At 65.1% G+C, this 25,004-nt stretch carries 22 protein-coding genes; 10 read left to right on the top strand and 12 right to left on the bottom strand.

Translation table 11 applies throughout. The features are described from left to right. Positions 1 to 45 precede the first annotated feature (45 nt). The 10 genes from PSO31014_RS12750 to PSO31014_RS12705 all read right to left on the bottom strand — a co-directional run bounded on the left by PSO31014_RS12750 (position 46) and on the right by PSO31014_RS12705 (position 12,421). The gene (locus tag PSO31014_RS12750; protein WP_150551961.1) at positions 46 to 1,263 is read right to left on the bottom strand and encodes an NAD(P)/FAD-dependent oxidoreductase; all 1,218 of its coding nucleotides are present in this window, start codon (positions 1,261 to 1,263) and stop codon (positions 46 to 48) included. Beyond that, positions 1,260 to 2,699: an FAD/NAD(P)-dependent oxidoreductase gene (locus PSO31014_RS12745; RefSeq protein ID WP_150551960.1), complete on the bottom strand. Its 1,440-nt coding sequence runs from the start codon at positions 2,697 to 2,699 to the stop codon at positions 1,260 to 1,262. The genes PSO31014_RS12750 and PSO31014_RS12745 overlap by 4 nt, the downstream gene beginning before the upstream one ends. Continuing rightward, positions 2,684 to 3,058: a (2Fe-2S)-binding protein gene (locus PSO31014_RS12740; protein WP_150551959.1), complete on the bottom strand. Its 375-nt coding sequence runs from the start codon at positions 3,056 to 3,058 to the stop codon at positions 2,684 to 2,686. Before PSO31014_RS12740 ends, PSO31014_RS12745 begins: the two co-directional genes overlap by 16 nt. Beyond that, positions 3,055 to 4,941, bottom strand: coding sequence for an ABC transporter ATP-binding protein (locus PSO31014_RS12735; RefSeq protein ID WP_246176615.1), 1,887 nt, complete (start codon positions 4,939 to 4,941; stop codon positions 3,055 to 3,057). The genes PSO31014_RS12740 and PSO31014_RS12735 overlap by 4 nt, the downstream gene beginning before the upstream one ends. Next, entirely contained in the window at positions 4,938 to 5,882 is a 945-nt protein-coding gene (locus PSO31014_RS12730) for an ABC transporter permease (RefSeq protein WP_150551958.1), read from the bottom strand. The genes PSO31014_RS12735 and PSO31014_RS12730 overlap by 4 nt, the downstream gene beginning before the upstream one ends. Next, complete coding sequence (locus PSO31014_RS12725; protein WP_130025295.1) at positions 5,879 to 6,835, bottom strand: ABC transporter permease; 957 nt, start codon at positions 6,833 to 6,835, stop codon at positions 5,879 to 5,881. The genes PSO31014_RS12730 and PSO31014_RS12725 overlap by 4 nt, the downstream gene beginning before the upstream one ends. A 115-nt stretch (positions 6,836 to 6,950) precedes the next feature. After that, entirely contained in the window at positions 6,951 to 8,564 is a 1,614-nt protein-coding gene (locus PSO31014_RS12720) for an ABC transporter substrate-binding protein (RefSeq protein WP_150551957.1), read from the bottom strand. A 74-nt stretch (positions 8,565 to 8,638) separates the two neighbouring features. Next, positions 8,639 to 9,916 carry an NAD(P)/FAD-dependent oxidoreductase gene (locus PSO31014_RS12715; RefSeq protein ID WP_150551956.1) on the bottom strand — a complete coding sequence of 426 codons (1,278 nt, stop codon included), beginning with the start codon at positions 9,914 to 9,916 and terminating at the stop codon, positions 8,639 to 8,641. 48 nt (positions 9,917 to 9,964) lie between these two features. Continuing rightward, a complete protein-coding gene (locus PSO31014_RS12710) occupies positions 9,965 to 10,633 on the bottom strand; it encodes a haloacid dehalogenase type II (protein ID WP_150551955.1) in 669 nt (222 codons plus the stop codon). 309 nt (positions 10,634 to 10,942) lie between these two features. Continuing rightward, positions 10,943 to 12,421, bottom strand: a complete 1,479-nt coding sequence (locus PSO31014_RS12705) for an aldehyde dehydrogenase family protein (protein WP_150551954.1) — start codon at positions 12,419 to 12,421, stop codon at positions 10,943 to 10,945. A 333-nt stretch (positions 12,422 to 12,754) separates the two neighbouring features. Here PSO31014_RS12705 and PSO31014_RS12700 point away from each other — a divergent pair, with 333 nt between their 5' ends. The 6 genes from PSO31014_RS12700 to PSO31014_RS12675 all read left to right on the top strand — a co-directional run bounded on the left by PSO31014_RS12700 (position 12,755) and on the right by PSO31014_RS12675 (position 19,163). Next, positions 12,755 to 13,639: a GNAT family N-acetyltransferase gene (locus tag PSO31014_RS12700; RefSeq protein WP_150551953.1), complete on the top strand. Its 885-nt coding sequence runs from the start codon at positions 12,755 to 12,757 to the stop codon at positions 13,637 to 13,639. Positions 13,640 to 13,652: 13 nt separating this feature from the next. Continuing rightward, positions 13,653 to 14,579 carry a 2-hydroxyacid dehydrogenase gene (locus PSO31014_RS12695; RefSeq protein WP_150551952.1) on the top strand — a complete coding sequence of 309 codons (927 nt, stop codon included), beginning with the start codon at positions 13,653 to 13,655 and terminating at the stop codon, positions 14,577 to 14,579. 163 nt (positions 14,580 to 14,742) lie between these two features. Further along, positions 14,743 to 16,146 (top strand): aminotransferase class III-fold pyridoxal phosphate-dependent enzyme, encoded by a 1,404-nt coding sequence (locus tag PSO31014_RS12690; RefSeq protein WP_150551951.1) that lies wholly within the window; start codon positions 14,743 to 14,745, stop codon positions 16,144 to 16,146. 119 nt (positions 16,147 to 16,265) lie between these two features. Continuing rightward, positions 16,266 to 16,760 carry an Lrp/AsnC family transcriptional regulator gene (locus tag PSO31014_RS12685; protein ID WP_130025303.1) on the top strand — a complete coding sequence of 165 codons (495 nt, stop codon included), beginning with the start codon at positions 16,266 to 16,268 and terminating at the stop codon, positions 16,758 to 16,760. Between the two features lie 88 nt (positions 16,761 to 16,848). Then, on the top strand, positions 16,849 to 18,321 hold the full coding sequence (locus PSO31014_RS12680) for an NAD-dependent succinate-semialdehyde dehydrogenase (RefSeq protein ID WP_150551950.1): 1,473 nt from the start codon (positions 16,849 to 16,851) through the stop codon (positions 18,319 to 18,321). 89 nt (positions 18,322 to 18,410) lie between these two features. Then, positions 18,411 to 19,163 (top strand): cupin domain-containing protein, encoded by a 753-nt coding sequence (locus PSO31014_RS12675; protein ID WP_150551949.1) that lies wholly within the window; start codon positions 18,411 to 18,413, stop codon positions 19,161 to 19,163. 21 nt (positions 19,164 to 19,184) lie between these two features. On the opposite strand, the gene PSO31014_RS12670 is transcribed toward PSO31014_RS12675, so the two are convergent. Continuing rightward, the gene (locus PSO31014_RS12670) at positions 19,185 to 20,084 is read right to left on the bottom strand and encodes a helix-turn-helix domain-containing protein (RefSeq protein WP_150551948.1); all 900 of its coding nucleotides are present in this window, start codon (positions 20,082 to 20,084) and stop codon (positions 19,185 to 19,187) included. 322 nt (positions 20,085 to 20,406) lie between these two features. On the opposite strand from PSO31014_RS12670, the gene PSO31014_RS12665 reads away from it, so the two are divergent. Both PSO31014_RS12665 and PSO31014_RS12660 read left to right on the top strand, forming a co-directional pair. Further along, positions 20,407 to 21,333 carry a PhzF family phenazine biosynthesis protein gene (locus tag PSO31014_RS12665; protein WP_150551947.1) on the top strand — a complete coding sequence of 309 codons (927 nt, stop codon included), beginning with the start codon at positions 20,407 to 20,409 and terminating at the stop codon, positions 21,331 to 21,333. Then, positions 21,330 to 21,482 carry a hypothetical protein gene (locus tag PSO31014_RS12660; RefSeq protein ID WP_246176614.1) on the top strand — a complete coding sequence of 51 codons (153 nt, stop codon included), beginning with the start codon at positions 21,330 to 21,332 and terminating at the stop codon, positions 21,480 to 21,482. Before PSO31014_RS12665 ends, PSO31014_RS12660 begins: the two co-directional genes overlap by 4 nt. 70 nt (positions 21,483 to 21,552) lie before the next feature. Here PSO31014_RS12660 and PSO31014_RS12655 read toward each other — a convergent pair whose 3' ends face one another. Then, positions 21,553 to 22,317 carry a DeoR/GlpR family DNA-binding transcription regulator gene (locus PSO31014_RS12655; RefSeq protein ID WP_150551946.1) on the bottom strand — a complete coding sequence of 255 codons (765 nt, stop codon included), beginning with the start codon at positions 22,315 to 22,317 and terminating at the stop codon, positions 21,553 to 21,555. Between the two features lie 338 nt (positions 22,318 to 22,655). On the opposite strand from PSO31014_RS12655, the gene PSO31014_RS12650 reads away from it, so the two are divergent. Then, positions 22,656 to 23,645: a 2-keto-3-deoxygluconate permease gene (locus tag PSO31014_RS12650; protein WP_150551945.1), complete on the top strand. Its 990-nt coding sequence runs from the start codon at positions 22,656 to 22,658 to the stop codon at positions 23,643 to 23,645. Then, positions 23,642 to 24,934 carry a four-carbon acid sugar kinase family protein gene (locus PSO31014_RS12645; RefSeq protein WP_150551944.1) on the top strand — a complete coding sequence of 431 codons (1,293 nt, stop codon included), beginning with the start codon at positions 23,642 to 23,644 and terminating at the stop codon, positions 24,932 to 24,934. Before PSO31014_RS12650 ends, PSO31014_RS12645 begins: the two co-directional genes overlap by 4 nt. The last annotated feature ends 70 nt before the right edge of the window (positions 24,935 to 25,004 follow it).

Below are 25,004 nucleotides of genomic sequence, written 5' to 3'. Positions count from 1 at the left end.
ACGCCACAGCCCTTGAGGCCGACGAGCACGAAGGTGAGGTCGCGTTCATGACGAGGTTACCGTGGGGGAGGGCGGGCCGCCTTGCGCCATGGTCGGCGCCGATGCCGGCGTACTTGGCCCGGGAGCGTCGAAGCGCTGGATCCGAAACGGTTGCAGATCAATCTCCGATCGGCCGGTGGCAATCAGTTCCGCCAGCGTCTCGCCCACGCCTGGGCCGATCTGAAAGCCGGAGCCGCTGAACCCAAACGCGTAATAGAGTCCGTCGGTCGTGCCGCTCTTGCCGATGACGGGCTCGCCGTCGGGCAGATAGCTCTCGACGCCGCTCCAGACGCGAATGATGTGCAGCGGCGCAACGCCCGGCACCAGCCGCCTGAACTGCCGCAACTGACCGAGCGTGTTCTCGGGCAATACGGCAGCGCGCGACGTTGCCGCGTCGGCCGGACCCGGCGGGCCCCCGCCCAAAATGAGATTGCCGCGGGGGATCTGCCGGAAATAGATGCTCTCTTCCTTGATCGACGTGTAGACGCCCATCGACGAGCGAAACACGTAGGGCACCGGCTCGGTGACGGCCATCTGCGGACCGCGCACCGTCAGCGGCGCGGATTCGCCGAACTGCGATGCCAACGCATTCGTCCATGCGCCTGCGCAAATGGCGAGGCGTTCGGCCATAAAGGACTCGCCGGCGAAGGTCTCGACGCGAAACCCCGTTGCGGTTCGCTCGACCCGGCGTACGGACGCATTTTCTCGAATGTCGGCGCCTAGTGCGCGCGCCGCGCGCGCGAACGCGGGGGCGGCCAGGCGCGGGTTGGCGTGCCCGTCGAGCGGCGAGATCGAGGCGGCGAGCACGTCCGGTCCGAGAAACGGAAAGCGGCGGCGCATCGCTGCACCGTGCAGCACCTCGAGGTCGAGCCCGTAGTCGCGCGCCTGCCGGGCATAGTCGTCGAAATACTCGGCATCGTGCGCGTGGTAGGCCACGCGCGTGTGCCCGGAGGGCAGAAACTCGACATCGCGGCCGAGTAGCTCGCGGGAAGCTCGCCATATCCGCAACGCGCGATTGGACATGGCCAACTGTGGCAGCGCCCGTCCTTGCCTGCGTACGCCGCCGAAGTTGGTGCCGCTGGCCTGCTGTCCGGTCATGTTGCGCTCAAGAAGCACCACGGATAGCCCGTGCCGGCGCAGGAAGTAGGCGGTACTGCAGCCCATGATGCCGCCACCGATAACGATGACGTCGGCATGTGCCGTGTGCGAAGCATGCGTGCTCATGAAAGCTCCATGCTGCGGGGCGTTGCGCTCGCCGCGTTGTCTGGTGTTGCGTCGGTGACGTCTGCGTACGGCGCGGGGTCGAGCGCGACCGCGAGCGGCTTGACCGGTGCCTGACCGCGCAGCCGGCCGACGTCGGCCAATGGCACTGCCAGCGCGGCGGCCATCACCTCCGCCCCCGCGTGCGCGCAAAAACGGCCCTGGCATCGCCCCATGCCGACACGCGAGAACGCCTTCGCCCGATTGGCCTCCACGGCGCCGTCCTGCGTACAAACGCGGCGCAATTCTCCGGCCGTGATGCCCTCGCAGCGGCAGACCACCGTCGTGTCGGGCAATTGCCGCGCATGGTGGGCCGGCCAGGGAAATGCCGCACGCAGCCCGGCCGCAAAGCGAGAGAAGCGAGCCAGTTCGGCACGCAGCCGCGCGGCGTCGTCGTGTTTCGGTTCGACGCCTGCGTCGCGCAACGCGGCCAGCGCGGCAAGCCGCCCTGCGCGCTCGGCGGCATCGGCGCCGCGTACGCGGGCGCCATCTCCCGCAAGGTAGACGCCCGGGACACTGCTGCGCCCGTCTTCGTCAATCTCGGGAAGCCACTGTCCCGCGGCGTCGTCAAAGGCGAATGCGCAACCGGCGAGATCGGCGATCTGCGTTTCGGGGCGCAGGTGATAGCCCATCGCGACGGCGTTGGCCGGCACGTCGAGCGCCGTGCCGTCGGCCAATCTCACGTGTACGCCGCGCACGCCCAGTTCGTCATCGCCGTCGATGCGTACCGGCGTGACGCCACGGTGTATCGGTACGCCTGCCGCGCGCAGCGTGCGCAACAGGGCCGCGCCCTTGAGCAGTACGGCTGGTTTGACCAGCAATTGCGGCAATGCGCGCAGGCGCGCACGCGCGGGAGAGGTATCCAGCACGGCGGCGGGCGTCACGCCGGCCTTTACGTACTGGGCGGCGAGCAGATACAGCAGTGGTCCGGTGCCGAGCATGACCGTTCGCTCGCCGACGGCGCACCCCTGCGACTTGAGGGCGACCTGGGCACCGCCGAGACTGTAGGTGCCGGCATACTGCCAACCCGGTACTGGCATGAGCCGGTCGGTGGCGCCGGTGCATACGATCAGCGCGTCGAAGCGGGCGTGGCTCGCACCTTGCGCATTGGCCAGATGGACAACGCCTTCTCGGATATTCCATACCAGCGTTTCCGGCAGATAGTCGATGTGAGGACGCAGCGCGTCGAAGCGACCGTGCAGGCGCTGAGCGCGTGCGGCTTCCGTACCGTAAAGGGCAGCGTAGGTGCGGCGAAAGCCCTCCGGCTGACGGCGATAGATCTGGCCGCCGTCGCGGCGTCCTTCGTCGATCACGAGCGGCCGCACACCCGCCTCGACCAGCGCTTCGGCCGCGCGGACCCCGGCCGGGCCGGCGCCGATGACGATCACGCGAGCGGCCATAGGGCCTCCTCGCCGCCGGTCGTCGCGCGCAGGGGGGCGGTGTCGTCGTCACCGCGCACGAGCCGTGTGACGATGTCCATGCCGGCCTTCACGGGCGTGGTGCAGGCGCGTAACCGTTGCCCGGTGCGGGTCCAGACCCAGCAGTCCTGGCACGCGCCCATGACGCAGAAGCCGGCGCGGCGCTCGGGGCCGAACTCGGCATCCCGAAGGCCGCCCTGCGTCGTCAGAATGGCGACCATGACGGTATCGCCTTCGTAGGCGTGCACAAGGCGGGCATCGACGTGTAACGACACCGTCGCACGCCCGGTTTCGGCAACGCGCACGAAGCGTGCTTGCGAGGGATCTCGCGAGGGGCTCATGCGCTCAGCTCCGGTTCGCGTGGCACGCGATGCGCAACCTGCAGCGCATCGAGGTCGCCGCTCGCATGGTGGCAAAGAATGGCGGCACCGTTGTCGAGCAACTTGAGCGACGGAGGCGTCACGTTGCACTTGCCGTCGATACGCACCGGGCAGCGATCGCGAAACGCGCACAATTCCGCCACGTCGGCGCTGGCTGCCAAGGGAGGGAGGGTCTTCGTGACGCATGCGCGGCGCTCGTCGAGCCAGCCCTGACGCAAGGCCGGTACCGACTCGACGAGCATCCGGGTGTACGGATGCCAGGGAGGCGAGCTCAGGACTTCGCGTGCCCCCGACTCCACTCGCTGGCCCGCATACAGCACCATCACTTCGTCGCAGATCGCCCGCACCGTCGAAATATCGTGGCTGATGAAGAGATACGACAGGCCCAGTTCCCGGCGAAGTTCCGCGAGCAGATCGATGATCGCGGCGCCCACGACCGTGTCGAGCGCCGAGGTCACTTCGTCGCAAAGGATCAGCGATGGCTCGGCCGCCAGCGCGCGCGCCAGATTCACGCGCTGCTTCTGCCCGCCCGACAAGCCGCCCGGTGTGCGATCGAGCAGCGTGGCCGGTAGGCGGACCCGGTCGAGCAATGCCAACGTTCGCTGCTTCGCGGCGTTGCCGCGCAGGCCGTGGTAAAGCTTGAGCGGACGCGCCAGAATGTCGGCAATGGTGTGACTCGGATTCAGCGCAGTGTCGGCGTTCTGGAAGACAATCTGGATGCGGCGATAGTGCTCGGCGTTGCGCTCGCTCAACGAATCGGGAAGCGGCTGGCCGTCGAACCACACTTCGCCGCGCGCGCGGGGTACCAGACCCGCGACCACGCGGGCCAACGTCGTTTTTCCAGAACCCGATTCGCCGATCACGCCCAGCGCGCTGCCTTTTGCGATGCGAAGACTGACATCGTCGAGCACGCGCGTCGCCGGCAGGCCATGCCGGTCGCGACTGCCGTATCCCGCGTGCAGCCCGCGAATTTCGAGCAGCGGCGGGGCGGGCGTGTCGCTGCGTGCCGCGCTTGCGACCGACAGATCGTCGTGGCGGCGTGCGGCGAGCAACTCGCGGGTGTAGGCATCGTCGGGGCTGCGCAGTATTTTCGCGGTCGCACCGATCTCGCGGACCGTGCCGCCGTTGAGCACGACGATCTGATCGGCCATCTGCGCCACGACGGCGAGATCGTGCGAGACATACACCGCCGTGGTGCCCAACTCGCGAATCACCTTCTTGAACGCGGCGAGGACTTCGATCTGGGTCGTGACGTCGAGCGCGGTGGTCGGCTCATCGAACACCACCACGGCCGGATCGGTGATCAGCGCCATGGCGGCCATCAATCGCTGCAACTGCCCACCCGAGACCTGGTGCGGATACCGCTCGCCAATGGTCTGCGGTGACGGCAACGCCAGCGCCCTGAACAACTCGATGGCCTTCACGCGCGCTTGCGCCGCCGTGGCGGTTTTATGAAGCAGGGCGGGTTCGATCACCTGATCCATGATCGTGCGTGCCGGATTGAAGCCTGCCGAAGCACTTTGCGCGACGTAGGCGACGGTGCGCGCACGAAGCGCACGCCGGCCCCGGTCGTCGAGCGAGAGCACGTCGACGTCGCCGATCCGGATCTGCCCCCCCGCGATGTCGCAGCCGTTGCGCGCATAGCCGAGCAAGGACAGCGCGATGGTGGTTTTGCCGGAACCGGATTCGCCGATGAGCGCGAGGACTTCGCCTCGCCGCACGGAAAAGTCGACGCCGCGCACGATTTCGGAGGTGACCCCTCGGCTGCGGGCCACGACGCGCAGACCGCGAACGTCGATCATCACGGGGGGGCAAGCGGTGCCTGCTGCGGGCTGCATCGTCATTTCGGTGCTCCGGTGCCGAACGCACCGCGCCGGCGAAGATTGTCGATCAGCAGGTTCACCCCGATGGTCAGCGAGGCGATCGCCAGGGCCGGCATGAGCACGGCGGGAGAGCCTTCGGCCAGGCCGCCGATGTTTTCGCGGACCAGCGAGCCCCAATCGGCGTTTGGCGGTTGCACGCCGAGGCCGAGAAACGACAGGCCGGAGAGCAGCAGCACGATGAACACGAAGCGCAGCCCGAAGTCGGCCAGCATCGGATGAATCATGTTCGGCAGCACCTCCACGCGGGCGATGTAGAGGAGCTTTTCACCGCGAGCGCGGGCGACCTGCACGTATTCGAGCGTCATGAGATTCACCGCCAGCGAACGCGAGATGCGAAACGCGCCTGGAATATAGGCAAACGCGGTGACCAGAATCAGAAGCGTGTTGCCGGAGCCGAACGCCGCGATGACGACGAGCGCCAGCACTTTGCTCGGGATGGACACCAGCGCATCGAACACGCGCGAGAGCACCTCGTCCACCCAGCGCGGCGCGACCGCCGCACACAGGCCGAAACAGGTGCCCGCCGTGCTGGCAAGCACGGCGGCCGCCAGGGCGATGCCGACGGTAAAGCGCGTGCCGATGAGGATCCGGCTGAGGATGTCGCGCCCGAGGTAGTCAGTGCCGAGCGGATACGCTGCGCTGTAGCTCGCGAAGACATCGGCCGACGTGAAGGCACCGCCCGGATGCGGCGCGATCAGCGGGCCGATGCAGGCGATCACCAGCCAGAACAACACCAGTACTGCACCGGTCATGCCGAGCCAGGAGACCCGTTCGCGCAGACCGGCGAAGCGGCTTGACCGCGGGGCCGCAGGCGAGGTGACGGCGTCGGGCGCCGCAGGGGCGGGCAGGGCGGGCGGCAGGGTTTCCGCGGGGCTGACAGGTGGGCGAGAAATCGGATTCATCGTTGACGCAGCCTCGGATTGGAGACGACCGCACACAGATCGGCGATCAACACGAGCAAGAGATAGGCCGCGCAGAAGACCATGACGCAGCCTTGTACGAGCGGCAGATCGCGGTTGGTGACGGCGTCGACCAGCAAACTGGCGAGGCCCGGGTAATTGAAGATCGTCTCGACGATCACCACGCCGCCGAACAGATACGACAGGCTCAGGGCGACCACGTTGGCGATTGGGCCGATGGCGTTCGGAAGCACGTGTCGCCAGACGACGCGCATGGGCGACGCCCCCTTGAGGATGGCCATCTCCACGTATGACGAACTCAACTGATCGATCACCGCGGCGCGTGTCATGCGGGCCATCTGGGCGACGATCACGCAGCACAGGGTCATGACCGGCATGGCGTAGATCCGGACCAGATCGTCGAACGAATTGACGGACGACAAATACGACAGAGCCGGCAGCCAGCGCAGCTTGACGGCGAAGATCAGCACGGCGATGGTGGCGACCAGAAATTCCGGCACGGCCACCGCCGAGAGCGTCAGGATATTGAGTACCCGATCGAGCAGCGAGCCGCGCCACATGGCGGCGGCGATGCCGATGGCCAGCGCCAGCGGTACCGAGACGAGCGTGGTCAGGCCCGCGAGTACGAGCGAGTTGGGCAGACGGCTGGCGATGAGTTGCGCGACCGGCAGATTGTTCGACATCGATTCGCCGAAGTTGCCCGCGCTCATGTGAACGAGCCACTGGAAGTAGCGGGTCACCGCGGGCTGGTCGAGGCCAAGCTGGTGACGCAGCGCGGTGACGGCTTCGGGGGTCGCGGCCTGACCGAGCGCCATCTGGGCGGCGTCGCCCGGTAACAGGGCCGTGATCGTAAATACGATTGCGGACACCAGCACCAGTGTCAGCAGGGCCAGGCCGAAGCGTGCCGCGATAAGTCGTTGCACCTGGGATTTCATCGGAAACCTCTCCCGTTATACGACGCCGTTTGTGGGGAAACGACGGGGTCGGATCGATGCGCGCCGTGCCTGGCGGCGCGCATCGCCCTCTTACTGCTGCAGCGCTCGGTCAATCTCAGGCGTCGAGCCAGACATGTTCCGCGAAGGCGAAGCCCATGAGACCGGCCAGCGGGATCGACCCCAATCCCTTGAGCTTGGTGGTGTGGGCGTCGAGTGACGAGAGGAACATGGGAATGCCGATGCCGCCGTCCTGGTGAATCAACGTTTGAATGTCGCCATAGAGCGCCTTGCGTTTCGCGTCGTCGGGTTCGCCACGCGCGGCCAGGAGCAACTGATCGAACTTGGGGTTCTTCCAGTTCGCTTCGTTCCACGGGGCATCCGAGCGGAAGAACTGTGTGAGCAGCACGTCGGCGCTCGGGCGAGCATTCACCGAACCGAAAGTCAGCGGGTGCTTCATCCAATGGTTCGACCAATAGCCGTCGGCCGGCACGCGGGTGATCTGCAGGTTCAGACCGGCCTTCGGGGCGATTTGCTGAAGCATCATCGCCATTTCGACCGACCCTTCGGCAGCGGGCGTGGCGTAGACCTGAAGCGGCGCCGTGGGCAGGTTGGCCTTTTTGAAGTACCAGGCCGCCTTCTCGGGGTCGTAGGTCCGTTGCGGCAGTCCGGCCATGTAGTACTTGTTGCTCGGGTCGATGGGCTGGTCGTTGCCGATCGCACCAAAGCCGCGGAATACGGTCTTCCGGATCTGTTCGCGGTCGAACAGATGCATCATGCCCCGGCGGAAATCCGTGTTGCCGGTGATGCCGCCCTCGTCGCGCATGATCAGGTCGGTGTATTGCCCCGTCTTGGTTTCGAGCACCGTGTACCCCGGTGTGGTCTTGATACGCTCGGTCGAGCGCGCACTCACGGCATTGATCAGTTGAACGTCGCCGGAGAGCAGGGCATTCACGCGGGCGGATTCGTCGCCGATGCCGATCAGCTCGATTTCGTCGAGATAGGGCTGTCCGGACTTCCAATACTTCTCGTTGCGCACGCCGACGGTGCGCACCCCTGGCGAGAACTCTTTCACCTTGAACGGTCCCGTACCCACGGCCGTCGTGAAGTCCTTGGTGCCGTCCTTGATGATGAGGAAGTGCGAGGTGGCGAGAATCACCGGCAGGTCGGCGTTCGGGCCTTCGAGTGTGATGGTCACCTCGTTGGGCCCGGTCGCCTTCGCTTCCTTGATTTGGTCGGCCAGCGTTTTCGCCTTGGACGCGGTCGCGGGGTCCTTGTGTCGCAGGATCGAATACGTGACGTCGGCCGGCGTCAGGGGCTTGCCGTCGTGGAATTGCACGCCGCTGCGCAGTTTGATCACCCAGACCTTGGCGTCCTTCGTATCGATCGACTGAGCGAGCGCAAGCTTGGCGCCAAGCTTCGAATCCAGCTCGGTCAGCCCGTTGTAGATCATGTTGGCACGGACGTAGTCGGTGGCAAGGGCGCCCTTGGCCGGATCGAGCGTATCGGCGGCCGACGCCGATTGCGTGGCGACGCGAATCTTGCCACCGCGTTTCGGCGTCTGGGCAAAGGCCTGACCGCTCACACTCAACAGGCCCGTGCCGGTCAGGGTCAGCAGCCCGCTGGCGGCCATCGCGCGCAGCAGATCCCGGCGCTGGGCGCCGCGCTGACTCAGGTTCTCATCCGGTGCTGCGCTCAGGTCGACACCGTTGACCGTTTTATCTGAATTCATTGCACATCTCCACTTGTGGGGTTGCCGAGGGATCAGGACTGCCAGTCTTCATCGGCGATTGCGCGCCGGGTAAATCAATAGAAAATATCTTTGATGCGGAAATACGCGCCGACAAGCGGCAGGAACCACGGTTTGCCGGTGTGTCCCGGGATCGCGGGCCAGTCGAAATCACGCCAAGGGTTGGCCTCGACGCGGCCGTTCATCACATCGGCCATGATTTGCCCCATGTGCGTGGCCATCTGCGTGCCATGGCCGCTGTAGCCCATGGAGTAATAGATGCCGTCGTGCTGTCCGGCGCGCGGCAGCCTGTCGGCGGTAATGTCGACCAGTCCGCCCCAGCAATAGTCGATGCGTGCTTGCGCGAGCGACGGGAACAGCGTGGCGAGGTTGGCGCGCAATATGCGTCCGCTGCGCTCGTCCGAAGGTTGCTCCGACGCGGTGAAGCGGGCTCGCCCGCCGAGTACGAGCCGGTGATCCGGGGTGGTGCGGAAGTAGTTGTGCATCAGGCGGCTGGTGACGTAGGCGCGGCGGTTCGGCAGGAGCTGGTCGAGCGTTGCGGCGCCCAGCGGCTCTGTCACGATGATGAACGAACCGACCGGTGCCATGCGCCGGCGATACCAACCGAATGGGCCATGACGGGACGGGCCGGTGGCGACGAGGACTTGCGTGGCGACGATCTCACCGCGATTCGATTTGACCCGATACGTCCCGTCGGCCTGACGCGCAATCTGTGTCACCGGCGCATGCTCGTAGAGGCGAGCGCCGTGACGGACGGCTGCCGATGCCAGGCCTGCCGCAAACTTGCCCATGTGCATCTGTCCGCCATGGCGTTGCAGCAGGCCGCCGTGGAAGGCGTCGGAGGCGATTTCGGCGCCGATGCCGGCGCGGTCGATCAGTTGAACGTCGGGATCGACATCGCGCGCGATCAACTCGGCGGTCGCCGCCAGATGCGCCATATGGTGAGGCTTGGCGGCCAGCTTCAGTTTGCCGCGCCGGCTGTAGTCGCAGTCGATGCTTTCCTCGCGGATCACGCGTTCCACGGTGTCGACGGCCGCCGCATAGGCGCGATAGCAGGCCCGCGCACGCTCGGCGCCGAGTTGCGCCGTGAGCGCGACGTAATCCTGCGCCACGCCGGTGTTGCAGTGGCCGCCGTTGCGACCCGATGCCCCCGCGCCGACAGCGCCCGCATCGATCACGGTGACCGTTGCACCGCGCTGGCTCAGCGCCAGCGCCGCGGACAGTCCCGTGAAGCCCGCGCCGATCACCACCACGTCGGCGCGACCCTCCACCGGGCCCGCCTGGGTGCCGGTGAAGCGTGCAACGGTGTCGAGCCAGTACGATTCGAGTTTCATGTCAGGGCGAGGGTCCAAGGCCGCAGGGAAGGGCAACGCAAGCGTTGGTTACAACCCGAGCTGCACGGCAAGATCGATGATGTCCTTGACCGGCGTGTATTCGTAGAACGGCGCTTCGGGTTCGTGGCCGCGCAGCACCATGGCCTTGTGCTTGATACCGAGGTCGTGGGCCGTCATCAGGTCGTAGCGCGGGCTCGACGAGACGTGCAGAATTTCGTGCGGTTGCACGCCGAGCTTCTTGAACATGTACTCGAAGCCCTGCATGCGAGGCTTGTAAGCGCCGACCTCTTCTGCGGTGATCACGGCGTGGAAGGGGGCTCCCAGCTTCTCGATATTGCTCATGATCTGTTCGTTCGCGGCGTTCGTCAGGCCCACCAGCTTGTACTTCTTGGCCAGGCGCGAGAGGCCTTCCGGCACGTCCGGGTGCGGGCCCCAGGTCGGCACGGCCAGATAGATTTGCTCGGCCTCGTCGACATTGAACACCACGCCGGTGCGTTCGCAGGTGCGGCGCACCGAATCGACGACGACGTCGCGATACGGCTTCCATGCGCCGAGAACTTCATCGCGACGATAGGCGGCAAACACCTTGACGAAATTCTCGAGCGCCTCGCCCTGCAGACGGTTGCCGTAAATCTCGCGGGCCATGTCGGCCATGCGGAATTTGACCAGCGTGCCGTAGCAATCGAAGGTAATGAATTTCGGCTCGAAGTCGATCATGATCTCTATCCTCAGTGTTGGGCGAATCCCTAGGGATTCTTGGGCAAAAGGGATTGCGTTAAAGCGGTCCGGCGTGGGTCGAGACTGGCGAAGCGGGCCTGCGGCCTGGTGCGCCATCTGCGACGTCTCTGTGAAAAATTAAATCAGGTCAAAATCTCGGCTTGGCGTTGAAATATCCAGGGCAAAAATAGAATCGATGCGTTTTGAGGGGTATGAACAGCACGAAATGCTTTGTGCTTTTCCGATGCCGTGTTAACCCGCATCAACGTTGGGCGACAAGGCGTTGCGGCAAACGCGAACGCCAGACGCTCATCCGTTCAAGTCGATGAGGACGGCTTTGCTTCGCAGATTGGCTTCGAACGCCTGACGGCCGAGATCCTTGCCCAGACCGGAGCGCTTGAAGCCGCCCGTGGGGAGCACGAAGTCCGACGACCGGCCGTAACGGTTGACCCAGATGTTGCCCGCGTCGATGCCGCGCACCATGCGCAAGGCGCACCCCAGGTTGGCCGTGTGAACGCCCGCCGCCAGTCCGTAGTCGTCGTGCTGCGCCAGTTGCAATGCTTCTTCTTCCGAAGTGAACGTCTGCACGGTGAGCACGGGGCCGAACACTTCCTCGCGCACGATCTCAGCGTGCGGCGCAACGTCGGTCAAGATGGTGGGGGCATACCAAGCGCCATCCTGATAGGCGGTTGCGCGCTTGGCGCCGCAGTACACGTTGGCGCCCGCGTCACGTGCCCGCGCGACAAGCGCGTCGATTCGCTGCACCTGGGCTTCGCTGATGATGGGCGATAGCGTTGTGCCCGCCGACCACGTGGCGCCCGGATGCAGTGATGCGAAGATGGCGCGCAGCTTTTCGAGCAGTGCGTCGGCAATGCCCGCTTCGACCACAAGCCTCGAGCCCGCATTGCACACTTGGCCCGCATTGCCGGTGATGCCCATGGCAATACGTCGTGCGACCGCATCCAGATCCGGCACGTCGGCAAAGACCACTTGCGGACTCTTGCCGCCCAGTTCCAGCGTCACGGGCTTGGTCCCCGATTGCGCACAGGCCTCCATGATGGCGGCCCCGGTCCGCGTGGATCCGGTAAAGGTGACTTTCCCGACGCGTGGGTGGCGCACCAGTGCGTCGCCAGTCGTCCTGCCGTCTCCCTGCACGACGTTGAGAATATTGGCCGGGACGCCCGCCTGTATGGCCAGTTCGGCAAGACGCAGTACCGAGAACGGCGTCATCTCCGACGGCTTGAGCACGACCGCATTGCCTGCCGCCAGCGCGGGGGCGATTTTCCATGCGGCCATGACGAGCGGGAAGTTCCACGGTGCAATGGCCGCCACAACGCCGATCGGTTCGGTGATCGTCATGCCGAGGTGCGACGGGTCGGTGGCCGCCAACTCGCCTCCGTGCTTGTCGGCGTGCTCCGCGTAAAAGCGTAGGCATTCGGCGGTGTAGGGCACGTCCCAGGCCGCTGCTTCGCGGACCGGTCGCGTAGAGCCGATGGCCTCCAGCGGCGCGAGTGTGCGCACGTCGGACTCGACCAGATCGGCGAGGCGACGCAGCACGCGCGCGCGCTCGCGCGGTGCGCGGGTGGCCCAACCGCTGTGGCGAAAGGCGTGCCACGCGCCGTCTGCCGCGCGGGCTACCGTGTCGGGTGGGGCTAGCGAGAGGTCGGCGTAGGGGCGACCGCTCGACGGGCAGATGACGTCCAGTGTGGTGCCACCGGCTTCCACTAACTTGCCGTCGATGAAATGACCGGTGGGAATACCCACCTGCGCGGGATCGAAACTGTCCATGATGATTCTCCGGAGCCGTTACGGCGCACGCGCCGGGGCGGGCAATCGACAAAGGGGAAGGGCACGGGTAATCGTGGCCGCCTGAGCACGGCGACGCTCTTCATGGTAGGGGCAGCGGGCTGGCAGATTGCATCGAAACAATGACGCGGACCGCACGCGGCATGGGTTTTTGCGCGCCATGGCGGCATGAATGCGCCGTTTGTCCTGCGGCCTTCGATCGTGCGGGCGAACAACAGAATCGTCCTATGCAGCTTCTCTTCGGGTCGCCATAGTGCAGTCGTGGTGGGCGTGGCCCACTGTTTCGCATCCGGCAATGCCCCAAGGAGGCTCGGCGTGTCCGAATTCCATGCATCTTCCCAACTCGTCTACCGGCCATTTACCGACACGGATGTGGCGGCTGGCTATCGTCTGTCCAGCGCCGTGCGCTGGCCGCACAAACCCGATGACTGGCGATTTCTGGCGCGCCATGGACAAGGCTTCGTCGCCCTGGATGGCGACGATGTCGTGGGTACCGCACTGTATTGGCAGCACGGTGAGGCCGGCGGCTCGCTAGGCATGGTGATCGTCTCGCCGGAACAGCAAGGGCGCGGCATCGGGCGCGCGTTGATGGAGCGCATGCTCGATCAACTGGGAACCCGCCTGACGCTGTTGCATGCCACCCCGGCCGGACAACCGCTATATGAAAAGCTCGGGTTCAATGCGGTGGGCAGCATCGATCAGCACCAGGGGACGGCTCGTCGCCCGCCGCTCATGGAACTGCCGCCAGGTGAACGTTTGCGGCCGCTGAGTGCCAACGATCCCGACCGGCTCGTCACCCTCGCCAGCCGCGCGAGCGGATTTGACAGGGGGCGCATTCTGCCCGCGCTTCTTGATGTCGCCGATGGCATTGCCATCGAGCGCGACGGCGAGCTGCTCGGCTTCTCGTTGTTCAGGCGCTTTGGCCGCGGTTTTGTGATCGGCCCGGTGGTCGTTGTCAGCGGCGCGGACGACGCGTCACTCACCCGTCAGCGTGCCGAGGCCATGATTGCCCACTGGCTGACGCTGCATGAAGGCCGTTTTGTGCGCATCGACACGCCCTCCGACAGTGGGCTGACCGAGTGGCTCGAGGTGCTTGGGCTCGAACGCGTCGACACGGTCGTGAAGATGACCCGTAACGGCACGCCGGTCGTCGACGACGAGGTTCGGCAATTCGCCATCATCAATCAAGCCATCGGCTGACGCGGGAGCGCAGATGTCGTTTCTTTACAAGGCCGATCCGGCTCGCGGGGCGGTGTGGGCGCGGTTGTTCGCCCAGCGGGCGCCGGAGACGGCGTTCCGACTGTGGCCCGATGTTGGCGACGCGCGCGAGGTGCGTTACCTCGCTGCCTGGAAGCCGCCGGAAGATCTCGACACGCTGCTGCCGAACGTGGAAGTCGTATTCTCGACGGGCGCGGGCATCGACCAGTTCGACCTGTCGCGGGTGCCGGATCATATTCCGGTCGTTCGCATGGTCGAGCCCGGCATCGTCGAAGGCATGGTCGAGTATGTGACGCAGGCGGTCCTTTCGATTCACCGGGACATCTTTACCTACGCACGGCAGCAAGCCATGCGTGAGTGGACGGAACTGAGCGTGGTGCCGGCAAGCGAGCGCCGTGTGGGGGTGTTGGGTCTCGGCATGCTCGGGCAGGCAGTGCTGTCGCGCCTGCATGCTTTCGGGTTCGACTGCGCAGGGTGGAGCCGAACGCCGCGGCAGGTGGATGGGGTCGATTGCTACGCGGGATACGAGTCGCTCGGCGCCTTCCTTGCCCGCACCGACATGCTTGTCTGCCTGTTGCCGCTGACGTCGGCGACCCGTGGCATTCTCGACAAGCGCTTGCTGAGCGGATTGCCGCGCGGCGCCTGGCTGATCAATGTCGGACGTGGCCCTCATCTCAATCAATACGCGCTCATGGAGTTGCTTGACAGCGGGCATCTGTCGGGCGCGATTCTCGATGTCACCGACCCCGAACCGCTGCCGCCGTCGCATCCGCTGTGGGTGCATCCGAAGGTGCGCATCACCCCGCATATCGCCAGCGCCACGCGACCGGAGACTGCGGTGGAAGTGGTATTGGAAAACCTGCGCAGGCACCGCGCCGGCTTACCGATGATCGGGCAGATCGATCGCACACAGGGGTACTGAGCGCGCCGGGGTGCCCACACCGGCAGCACAAAATGCTGCGCGCGCCGCAATTTCGCGGCGCGCGTTTTTTTTACGGCTTAATTTGGCGACGCATCTGCGTTGCCGGCTCTTTAGTATGGACACAGGTTCATCCCCCGTCCCATCCGACACGCCGAGAGATCCCATGTCCAAGCAAGCACTCCTCGATGCCGACCGCCGGCATCTCATCCATCCCGTCGTCAGCTTTCGCGCCCACGAGCAGCAAGGGGCGACGTTGCTCGAATCCGGGCACGGTGTCTATCTGCGCGACATCGACGGCAACGAGTTGCTCGATGCCTTTGCCGGGTTATGGTGCGTGAACGTGGGATATGGACAGCAGAGTGTGGTCGACGCAGCCTCGGCCCAGATGGCGAAACTGGCGTATGCCACGGGCTACTTTCACTTCGGCAGTGCACCGGCCGCGCAACTCGCCGAGAAGCTGGTGTCGATCGCGCCGCGCTCGCTGCAACACGTGTATTTTTCGCTCGGTGGTTCGGATGCCGTGGACGCAGCGCTGCGCTTCATCACGCACTATTGCAATGTGACGGGCCGCCCACAGAAGAAGCATTTCATCTCGCTTGAACGCGGCTACCACGGGTCGTCGTCGATCGGCGCGGGTCTGACGGCCATCGCGTCGTTTCATCGCGGCTTCGATGTGCCGTTGCCAACGCAACACTACCTTCCGTCGCCCTATGCCTATCGCGACCCGCTCGGTCGCGACGGGCAGGCCCTCATCGCGGCAAGTGTGGCCGCGCTCGAAGCGAAGGTGGCCGAACTGGGCGGCAGCGACCACGTTGCCGCATTCTTCTGTGAGCCGATACAGGGCTCCGGTGGTGTGATCGTGCCCCCCGTGGGCTGGCTCAAGGCGATGCGCGATGCCTGCCGCCGCCTGGATATCCTGTTCGTCGCCGACGAAGTCATCACCGGCTTCGGTCGTACCGGGCCGATGTTCGCGTGCGAGGCGGAGAACGTCGAGCCCGACATGATGACGATCGCGAAGGGGTTGACCGCAGGCTACGCGCCGATGGGCGCAGTCCTCATGAGCGACGCCATCTATCAGGCGATCGCCGACGGCGAGCAGGGGCAAGTGGTGGGGCATGGGCAGACCTATTCTGCGCATCCCGTGAGTGCCGCCGTGGCGCTCGAGGTGATTCGTCTGTACGAAGACGGTCTGATTGCCAACGGCCAGGCCGTGGCCAACGCGTTTGGCGCCGGTCTGGATTCGTTGCTCGATCATCCGCTGGTCGGCGACTCGCGGCATCGTGGCTTGCTGGGTGCCCTGGAACTTGTCGCGGACAAGACGAGCAAGGCGCGTTTCGATCCGTCGCTGCGACTGGCCGACAAGATCTCGGCCGCGGCGTATCGGAATGGCGTGATCTTTCGAGCGTTTGCCGACAACATTCTGGGATTTGCGCCAGCGCTTTGTTTCACCGAACAGGATGTGGCACTCATGGTCGAGCGTGTGAGGGCAACGCTCGACGAAGTGCTGGCGGACGACGCGGTCAGTGCCGCTCGACGCGCCGCGCTAGGTGCTCGGAAAGCCGCGTAAACAGGAGATTGACGTGATAACCGATACGGTTAGGGTCGAGCCTGCGCGGCGAATCCGCTGTGTTAAGATCGTTCACGATTCACGATTGACCGCGCCCCTGTTGGCGCTTCGACATTACGATGGGCACGGACAGCAAACTCGACCGCATCGATCTGCGCATTCTTTGCCAACTGCAAAAGCGCGGGCGTATCACGAACGTGGAACTCGCCGACGCCGTTGGCTTGTCGCCCAGCCCCTGCCTGATCCGCGTCAAGCGCCTGGAGAAGGCGGGTTATATCGTCGGCTATGGGGCACGGATTCAACTCGAAAAGCTCGGAGACATTCAGATCGTGTTTACCGAGGTCACGCTCGCCGACCATCGACGGGAGGATTTCATCCGCTTCGTCGATGCGATCCGAGACGTCGACGAAATCGTCGAATGCCATCTCGCCAGTGGTGGCTACGACTACCTGCTCAAGTTCGTCACGCGCAGCGTGAGTCACTATCAAAGCATCATCGAGGGGCTGCTCGAACGCGATATCGGCATCGAGAAGTATTTCAGCTTCGTGATCATCAAGTCACCCTTCGTCAAGACGCACTACCCGCTCGAAACCCTATTCCCGCCGCAAGGCTGACATCGTCGTCGGCTTGCGCAATCGTCTGCCCCCCGAATGGCGGGGCGGCTGACGTGCGACCCTATCCCGCAAGTCGGAGAACCCCATCATGACGCTTGACCTCACGCGTGGCGAATTGCTGCGCACGCAACTATGGATCGCTGGACAATGGCGGGGCGCCGCCACCGGGCAGCGTTTCACAGTCGTCGACCCGGCGACGGGCGATACCGTCGCGATGGTGTCGGACGCTCAACCGGCCGATGCGCGAGATGCGGTAGACGCCGCCGAACGCGCGCTGCCGGCGTGGCGAGCGACGTTACCCGCCGAGCGTGCGGCGTTTCTGCGGCGCTGGCATGCGGCGATCGTGGCCCATCGCGACGATCTCGCTCGCCTCATTTCGCGGGAACAGGGCAAGCCGTTGGCCGAGGCACTTGGGGAGGTCAACTACGGCGCGTCGTATGTCGCGTGGTTTGCCGACGAAGCGACGCGGGTTTACGGTGACCTTATCCCGACGCAGACGCGCGGCAAGCGCATGAGCGCCGTGAAAGAACCGATCGGAATCGTCGCGGCCGTCACGCCGTGGAATTTTCCGCTCGCGATGATTGCGAGAAAGATCGCCCCGGCGCTTGCCGTCGGTTGCACCGTGGTCGCCAAACCCGCCGAGGACACACCGCTCACCGCGCTGGCACTGGCCTATCTCGCGCACGAGGCGGGTCTGCCGGCCGGCGTGCTCAATATGATTGCCGCGTCGCGAGAGCAGGGGGTGAATGCCGTGGCGCAGTGGCTCGCCGATCCGCGTGTGCGCAAGGTGACGTTCACGGGATCGACACCGGTCGGCAAGCATTTGGCGCGTGAGTCGGCGGCCACGCTCAAGAAGCTGTCGCTGGAGCTGGGAGGCAATGCGCCGTTCATTGTTTTCGACGATGCGGATCTGCCGGCGGCCGTCGCCGGGCTGATGGCGGCCAAGTTCCGCAATGGCGGTCAGACGTGTGTGAGCCCGAACCGGATCTATGTCCAGGCGGGCGTCTACGACCGCTTTGCCGGGTTGCTGACCGAGGCCGTGGCCTCGCTCAAGGTGGCACCGGCGACGGATGCCCTCGCGCAGATCGGCCCGATGATCAATGCGCGAGCGGTCGAGAAGATTGCGCGTCACGTGGACGATGCGCTCGCTCAGGGGGCGCGCGTGATGACCGGCGGGCAACGTCTTGCGGCCTTGGGGCCGAACTACTATGCGCCCACCGTGTTGTGCGACGCCCATGAAGACATGGCGCTGTCGTGCGAGGAAACCTTCGGGCCGGTGGCGGCGCTGTTCCGGTTCGAGACGGAAGGCGAGGCCATCGAGCGAGCCAACGATACGCCTTTCGGCCTCGCGGCTTACTTTTACAGCGAGAATCTGCGGCGCATCGAGCGGGTGGCTAGCGCGCTCGAAGCCGGTATTGTCGGTATCAACGAGGGCGCGCTCGCGAGCGAGGCGGCGCCATTCGGCGGTATCAAGGAATCGGGATACGGTCGGGAGGGATCGAAGTACGGGTTGGACGACTATCTCGCCATCAAGTATCTCTGTCAGGGCAATCTGAGCTAACGGGATTTGCCTGCACGATGACTTTCGGTGCCGTCCCCGAGTCCTGGGCGGCAACCGCGCTCACTCAATGAACCTCGCTGGAAGACAAGATGCCCGAACTGCAACGCGCCATGGCGCCGTGTGATCGCCCCCGATCGTTCTTGGACCTCAAGGCTTTTGCGTCGGATGCGCGCCAGGGCACTGCCCCGGCGACGTCGGCAAGCGACGACCGCTTTCTGGCAAGCCGCCGTCTGGCGGCGCTACTGCCGGGGCCTGTGACGGTCGGCGTCATTGCCCTCGACGCGGCGAACGGAGCGGTGTCGTCTCACCCAGCGGACGAATTCGTCATCGTCTCCGAAGGCGCGATCATGTTCCAGCAGGGGGAGCGCGCATTCACGCTCGGGCCGGGGGGCAGCGCGGTGCTCCCTCGGGGCTCGGCATTCATGTGGTCGACGCAGGGTTCCACATCGATCGTCTTCATGCGCTGCGAGGGCGGGAATGTTGCCGATCGCAGTCTCGTGCAGATCGATCCGAGCCCGTCGTTGACGCCCTCGGGGGCGCCTGCCGCTGAACTGCTCCTCACGCCGGCCCCCGTGTGCCGCAATTTCACGGACTTTCGCTCATCGGATGCGACATTCACTTGCGGCACGTGGGATTCGACGCCTTATCATCGCATCGCGATGCGTTACGCCCATTACGAACTCATGTATCTACTCGAAGGCAGCGTGACCTTCGTGGACGAAACCGGACGCAGCGGCACGTTCTCGCGCGGCGACATCTTTCTCGTCGAACAGAACGCGCAGTGCAGTTGGGAAAGTCGGGACAAAGTGGCAAAGGTGTACGCGATCTACCGCCCCGCCTGACGCCGCCTGCCGACGGTGTCGCTACGACGTCGGCACGTCGCGCACGATTGCGGCAAGGGAGGCGGCATGCTCGATCGGCGTGGCGTCGCCCTTATACCCCTTCGGCGGCCCGTAGCCATACTTTCTGAACAGCCGCGCGAGGTACGACGGCGACTCCAGGCCGACGGCCGCCGCGGCCGCGAGCACGGTCATGCCGGGCGAATTCAGAAGCGTTGCCGCGATTTCCACGCGTCGCCGGGATTGATAGTCGACGACGGACTCGCCGGTGGCCTCGCGAAAGACGCGCGTCAGGGAACGCTGCGATAGCCCGAATTCGTAGGCGATACGCTCCAGCGAGATCGGCTGATCGAGCGTTTCATCGAGAAATGCGCAGATGTCGCGCACGATTTCGGCACGCGCATCGGCGCGATTTGATGGCAACGCGGCGGCCATCAAGCCGGCTTGCACACAGCTTGCGGCCAAGGTGCGGGCGGCAAGCTCCGCGTGGAATTCCGCAAGTTCGCTCGTCGGGCCCTCACTTGAGCGCGCCGTGCCCGTGGCGACGCGCGCCGCATCTAGCAACAGCAATGGCGCCGACCAGATCGAGATGCGCGCGCACGATAGCTTGCGTCGCGCCTTGCGTTCGCAAAAGACCACGAAATCGCTCGCGACGTACACCGCCACATGGGTCTGATCGGGGCGGTAGCCTCGCGTGTCGTGCAGACGTTGGGGCGGCACGACGACGAACGATTTCGGCGCAACGCGTACCGGCGCGACATTCGATTCGACGTTGAGTACGAGTTGTCCCGTCCTGGGGAGCAGGAACATGAATTCGTCGTCGTGCCGATGCGGCCGCGTGCGGTATTCGCCGACCGAGACATGCCGGACATCGGCGACGCGGTCGCCATCGAGATGACGAGGGGCAGTCGGATAGGGTTTCACCAGGCGCTTCCTTTGCGTGACGGGACACTTGCAGCCCGCGCAGACGGCCGTGAACGCAACGCGGTGGATGGCGTGTTGGCAGTCGAGGCTCAGTATAACGCTTGGCGAAGCGCGATGAGAGGCGCGGCGACATCAGGTTGCCAGGTGACGGGAAGCGGCAACGGCTGCCGGATCCCCGCAGGGCGACCGTCGAATCCTGGGGGGCGAAAATACGGGCGCCGCCCGCCTTTGGCCGGATAGGGCGTGCCGAGTGGCCCGATCGGGCGCGACGGTTTTTCAAGGCTTCGGCATGCTTGCGCTACTTGACTCCCGGAACGCCCCGATGAACTTGGAAGACACTTACCCCCCAACCGATTTGCCCGTGCGCCGCCACGATGCGCCGGATTTGCGTTTCGTCAGCGTGTTTTCCGCAGGTGCGGGCGGCGGTAATCCTGCGCCTGTCGTGTTCGATGCGGACGACTTGTCATCCGACGAGATGATGGCCATCGCATCGCGCTATGGTCACGAAAGCGCCTTCGTCTGCCAAAGCCGCGACCCGCGCCACACCGTTCGGCTCCGCTTTTTTGTGCCGGCGCACGAAATGGAGATGTGCGGACATGCGACGCTCGGCGCGATGTGGTTGTTGCGCCAAGCCGGTCGGTGGACGACCCCCCATGCCACCGTCGAGACGCTAAGCGGCCTCGTTGACGTACGTTACGACGAGACGTCGCGGCGTATCGATGTCGGCCAGCCGCGTGGCATTGTCGAGCCCGTTGGCGATCGGTCACTCGTGGACGCCGTATGTCGGGTGCTCAGACTCGATCCGGACGATCTTGCGCCGTTGGGCATCGTCAACGCGCGAACGAGTCGCACGAAAACGCTGATCCCGGTCCGGTCGGTGCAGGCGCTCAATGCGTTGTCGCCCGCTCTGGACGACGTGCGCACGTTATGCGACGCACTGGACTCGACGGGGCTGTATCCGTTCGCGCTCGAACGCGCGCGGCCACTGACGCTGCATGCGCGCCAGTTTCCGCGGTTGTCGGGTTATCCGGAGGACGCGGCCACCGGTATTGCTGCCGCGGCGACGCTGTATGGCGCGATTCACTATGGTTTGCTGAACGAAGGCGAATCGTCGATGCGGGTCTATCAGGGCTTCGCGATGGGGCGTCCGTCGTGCATCTGCGTGGCGTTACGTGATGCCGATCATATCGAGGCGGGCTGCTGGATCAGTGGCGCGGTGGAGTTTGCCATGCTGGAGCCGACGACATGAAGACCTTCAGCAATGCACAAGTGGCCGGTGTTCTCGACGTGCCGTCGGTGGTCGCGGTGATGCAGCCACGTGCGCGACTGGGTCTTGGCGACGTCAAGTTCAGTGCGATGAGCGAGATGCGCGGTTCGCATCGTCGTCGACTGGACTGATCGAGATGTTGCCTGGCATCGCTGTTGGCTATGCCTGTCACATCGGGCGGCCTCTCAAGTCAGCCGTGCCTCAGTCTGCGGACTCGATCGTGATCTCGGGATGCGTGCGGAATTGCACCAGTCTGTCATCGTCGGCGCGCGCTTCGGTGATGAGCGTCCAGAGTCGTTCCAGCGGCGTCCAGTGCTGCTGACTCGCGCGATCGAGCTTATTGGCGGTGACCAGCACATACACGTCGGCCGACTGGCGGACGATGCACTCCTTGAGCCACGCCTGTTCGGCGGACGCCTCGCACAGGCCGCGTCCGGCGACGACGCCGTCGGCACCCAGAAATGCCTTGTCGACCGACACGCGAGAGAGCGCCAGTTGTGCCAACGGCCCGAGTACGCTCATGCTTGACGGTCGCACGTCGCCGCCGATCAGCGTCACAGGCACCTTGTTGGCCGCCAGCGCACCGACGACGAGCAAGTTGTTCGTGACGACGTGCACCCCCTCACGTCCGGCGAGAAAACGCGCCATCGCTTCGGTGGTCGTCCCCCCATCGAGAAAGATCGTATCGCCGTCGACGACGTGTGCCACGGCGGCACGTGCGATGACATCTTTCTGTTCGCGGAAGCTCTCACGACGCAGCTCCAACGATTCCTCGGGTTCGTGCATGCGTATCGGCGCAGCGGCGCCGCCGTAGGTGCGCACGACGCGACGCTCGTCGGCCAGGGCGCGCAGATCGCGGCGCACCGTTGCTTCCGACATGCCGAAATGGGCGCACAAGGCAGCGACATCCGTCATGCCTGACAGGACGGCTTTGAAAATCGCCTCGCGGCGGTTCGCAACTTTCATGAGTGGATCGGTGCTGAGCAAAACGAGAGAAATGCGAGCGAAGGACAGGTTCGCCGCGCGGCGCGCATAGTGTAGCGTCCCCGCGTGCAGCCATCGTCCAACGCGCCGCCCGGAACGACGACGATACATTCACGCTGGGCGTCGAAAAAATGATTGATTCGATCATTTTGTCGACGATCCCGACGTAATGAAAGCGCTTGGGGAGCGGGTTTCACCGGGAGAAGCCCCACTGTTCACAATATTTGCACATTTTTCTGGCAGCGATTAGACTTCCGTCTGATCAAATCGATCAAAATAATGATCGATTGGTTTATATCCACATTGGTCGGGAGACAACCATGGCTCAAATTCGTATCAAGCGCGCCATCGAGCGCGTGCCGGGGGGGATGATGATCGTTCCCTTGCTGATCGGTTCGTTGATTGCCACCTTCATGCCGGGAATGCCGACGTTCTTCGGATCGTTTACCAACGCGCTGTTCACGGGCGCGCTGCCGATCCTCGCGGTGTTCTACGTCTGTATGGGCGCCAGCATCGATGTCAAGGCAACGCCGTACCTGATCAAGAAAGGCGGGGCGTTGTTCGCCGCCAAGATCGGCGCGGCGATTGTGGTCGGCATTGTGCTGGGGCATTTCCTGGGTGAGGCACCGGTCGCGTCGGGCATGTTCGCGGGCATTTCCACGCTGGCCGTGGTCGCGGCGATGAACGACACCAATGGTGGCCTGTACATGGCGCTGATGGGGCAGTACGGTCGCTCGGAAGACGTGGGCGCCTATACGATCATGTCGCTGGAATCGGGTCCGTTCCTGACGATGGTCACGCTGGGTGTGGCGGGGTTGTCCGCGTTCCCGTGGCCGACGCTGGTGGGCAGCATCCTGCCGCTGGCCGTAGGGATGTTGCTGGGCAATCTCGATCGTGAAATGCGTGATTTTCTGGGGCGTGCCGTGCCGGTGATGATTCCGTTCTTCGCGTTGGCGCTCGGCGCGGGGCTTGATCTGCACAAGGTCTGGCAGGCCGGCCTGCTGGGTATCCTGCTTGGCTTTGCCGTCGTCGTGGTGACCGGTATTCCGCTTTATATCGTCGACCGCCTGACGGGCGGGACGGGCGTGGCCGGTACCGCCGCCGCGAACACGGCTGGCAATGCCGCCGCGGTGCCGGCGCTGATCGCTGCCGCCAATCCGGTCTACGAGGCCGCCGCCAAGAGCGCAACGCTGCTGGTGGCAGCCTGCGTGGTGGTGACTGCCATCGTCTCGCCGATCCTGACGGCCGCGGTTGCCAAGCGTGTGGCGGCCCGGGGTCTGGGGGCTGCGGCCAAGGGAGCGGTGCAGTGAGCATGCTCATTGTCGCCGACGATTTGTCCGGCGCGGCCGACTGCGCGATCGGCTTTACCAACGCCGGTCGTCGCAGCGTCGTGTCGCTCGATATCGAAGGCTTCAATGCGACGGCGCAAGTGGTGGCGATCGACATCGACACGCGCCGTCTGTCGGCGCAGGAGGCCGCCGCGCGCGCAGTCGCCGCGTGGCAGCGGCTTGCCGCGCCGGAACGGCGTCTCTACAAGAAGATCGACTCGACGCTGCGTGGCAACTGGGTCGCGGAAGTGGCTGCGCTGCAGCCGCTCGCGGGCCTTGCCATTGTGGCGCCCGCATTCCCTGCCACCGGTCGCGTCGTGCAGGACGGAGAAGTGTTCGTGCGCGGTGTGCCATTGGCCGAGACCGACACCTGGCGACTGGAGCATGACGCTCAGGAGGCGCGACTCGCGCCGATGTTGGCGGCTGTGGGCGTGAGGACGCAGATCGTGTCCTCGGATTTGCTGCGCAAGGATTTTGCGGCGGCGCGTGCAGCGTTGACCGATGTCGTTGCGCAGGCGCGCGCCGACGGCGTGACGGCGTTGATCGTCGACGCGCAGACCGATGACGATCTCGTCATGCTGGCGCGCGCGAGCGTCGGGCTGACGGACATCTTTTGGGTCGGCTCGGGCGGTCTCGCTCGCGCACTGGCCGAACAATCGGCATTGTTCGCGCCGACGGATGGCACGGACGATACGAGCGGCAAGGGCGACGTGCGAGACAATGCGCGCGTGACGAGCGACGCCGGGACGACCGGTCCCTTGCTGACGCTGGTGGGCAGCCTGTCCGCCGTGTCGCAACAGCAGTGCGCGAGGCTATGCGCGGAGCACGCGGTGGTCGAATGGATCGTGCCGCCCGCGGTCCTGCGCGCCGGCGCGTCGCATCCCGACAGCGCACGCTGGTGTGCGGCGATCGGCGATGCCATTGGGCAGGGAAGCGACCTGCTGGTGCGAATCGGGCGTGACGATGCCTTCGATCCGGCAGAGGGTGCGCAGCTATCGGCCTCGCTGGCAGCGTTGATCGCGCCGCACTTCGCGCGCTTGTCGGGCCTTGTCGTCACCGGTGGCGAGACGGCGCGCGCGATGTTGAGCGCGGTGGGTATCGGCGCGCTCGAACTGCTCGCTGAAGTGGAGCCTGGTGTCGCCGTGGGGCGGCCGGCCAATGGTGCGCCGATGCGCATTGTGACGAAGGCCGGCGCTTTCGGCGGCGAAGCGGCGCTGCATAGCGCCTACCGATATTTGCGCACGGCGCCCGACGTGCGCGAGCGCCGTTGAGGCAACACGAGCCGCCGGTAACGCAACAACAGAACATCATCCCGGAATACTTTCCGGATGTCGTCCCAAC

Origin of the sequence: Pandoraea soli, from assembly GCF_902459595.1 — a bacterium.
In the GTDB taxonomy this organism is placed as follows: Bacteria; Pseudomonadota; Gammaproteobacteria; order Burkholderiales; family Burkholderiaceae; genus Pandoraea; species Pandoraea cepalis.
The sequence above is the reverse complement of the archived record's forward strand: the minus strand, read 5'-3'. Positions and strand labels throughout refer to the sequence as shown.

Bases quoted from the DNA above. Each gene is read 5' to 3' on its own strand.
- PSO31014_RS12750 (WP_150551961.1), bottom strand. From the start codon at position 1,263: ATGAGCACGCATGCTTCGCACACGGCACATGCCGACGTCATCGTTATC.
- PSO31014_RS12745 (WP_150551960.1), bottom strand. From the start codon at position 2,699: ATGGCCGCTCGCGTGATCGTCATCGGCGCCGGCCCGGCCGGGGTCCGC.
- PSO31014_RS12740 (WP_150551959.1), bottom strand. From the start codon at position 3,058: ATGAGCCCCTCGCGAGATCCCTCGCAAGCACGCTTCGTGCGCGTTGCC.
- PSO31014_RS12735 (WP_246176615.1), bottom strand. From the start codon at position 4,941: ATGACGATGCAGCCCGCAGCAGGCACCGCTTGCCCCCCCGTGATGATC.
- PSO31014_RS12730 (WP_150551958.1), bottom strand. From the start codon at position 5,882: ATGAATCCGATTTCTCGCCCACCTGTCAGCCCCGCGGAAACCCTGCCG.
- PSO31014_RS12725 (WP_130025295.1), bottom strand. From the start codon at position 6,835: ATGAAATCCCAGGTGCAACGACTTATCGCGGCACGCTTCGGCCTGGCC.
- PSO31014_RS12720 (WP_150551957.1), bottom strand. From the start codon at position 8,564: ATGAATTCAGATAAAACGGTCAACGGTGTCGACCTGAGCGCAGCACCG.
- PSO31014_RS12715 (WP_150551956.1), bottom strand. From the start codon at position 9,916: ATGAAACTCGAATCGTACTGGCTCGACACCGTTGCACGCTTCACCGGC.
- PSO31014_RS12710 (WP_150551955.1), bottom strand. From the start codon at position 10,633: ATGATCGACTTCGAGCCGAAATTCATTACCTTCGATTGCTACGGCACG.
- PSO31014_RS12705 (WP_150551954.1), bottom strand. From the start codon at position 12,421: ATGGACAGTTTCGATCCCGCGCAGGTGGGTATTCCCACCGGTCATTTC.
- PSO31014_RS12695 (WP_150551952.1), top strand. From the start codon at position 13,653: ATGTCGTTTCTTTACAAGGCCGATCCGGCTCGCGGGGCGGTGTGGGCG.
- PSO31014_RS12690 (WP_150551951.1), top strand. From the start codon at position 14,743: ATGTCCAAGCAAGCACTCCTCGATGCCGACCGCCGGCATCTCATCCAT.
- PSO31014_RS12685 (WP_130025303.1), top strand. From the start codon at position 16,266: ATGGGCACGGACAGCAAACTCGACCGCATCGATCTGCGCATTCTTTGC.
- PSO31014_RS12680 (WP_150551950.1), top strand. From the start codon at position 16,849: ATGACGCTTGACCTCACGCGTGGCGAATTGCTGCGCACGCAACTATGG.
- PSO31014_RS12675 (WP_150551949.1), top strand. From the start codon at position 18,411: ATGCCCGAACTGCAACGCGCCATGGCGCCGTGTGATCGCCCCCGATCG.
- PSO31014_RS12665 (WP_150551947.1), top strand. From the start codon at position 20,407: ATGAACTTGGAAGACACTTACCCCCCAACCGATTTGCCCGTGCGCCGC.
- PSO31014_RS12660 (WP_246176614.1), top strand. From the start codon at position 21,330: ATGAAGACCTTCAGCAATGCACAAGTGGCCGGTGTTCTCGACGTGCCG.
- PSO31014_RS12655 (WP_150551946.1), bottom strand. From the start codon at position 22,317: ATGAAAGTTGCGAACCGCCGCGAGGCGATTTTCAAAGCCGTCCTGTCA.
- PSO31014_RS12650 (WP_150551945.1), top strand. From the start codon at position 22,656: ATGGCTCAAATTCGTATCAAGCGCGCCATCGAGCGCGTGCCGGGGGGG.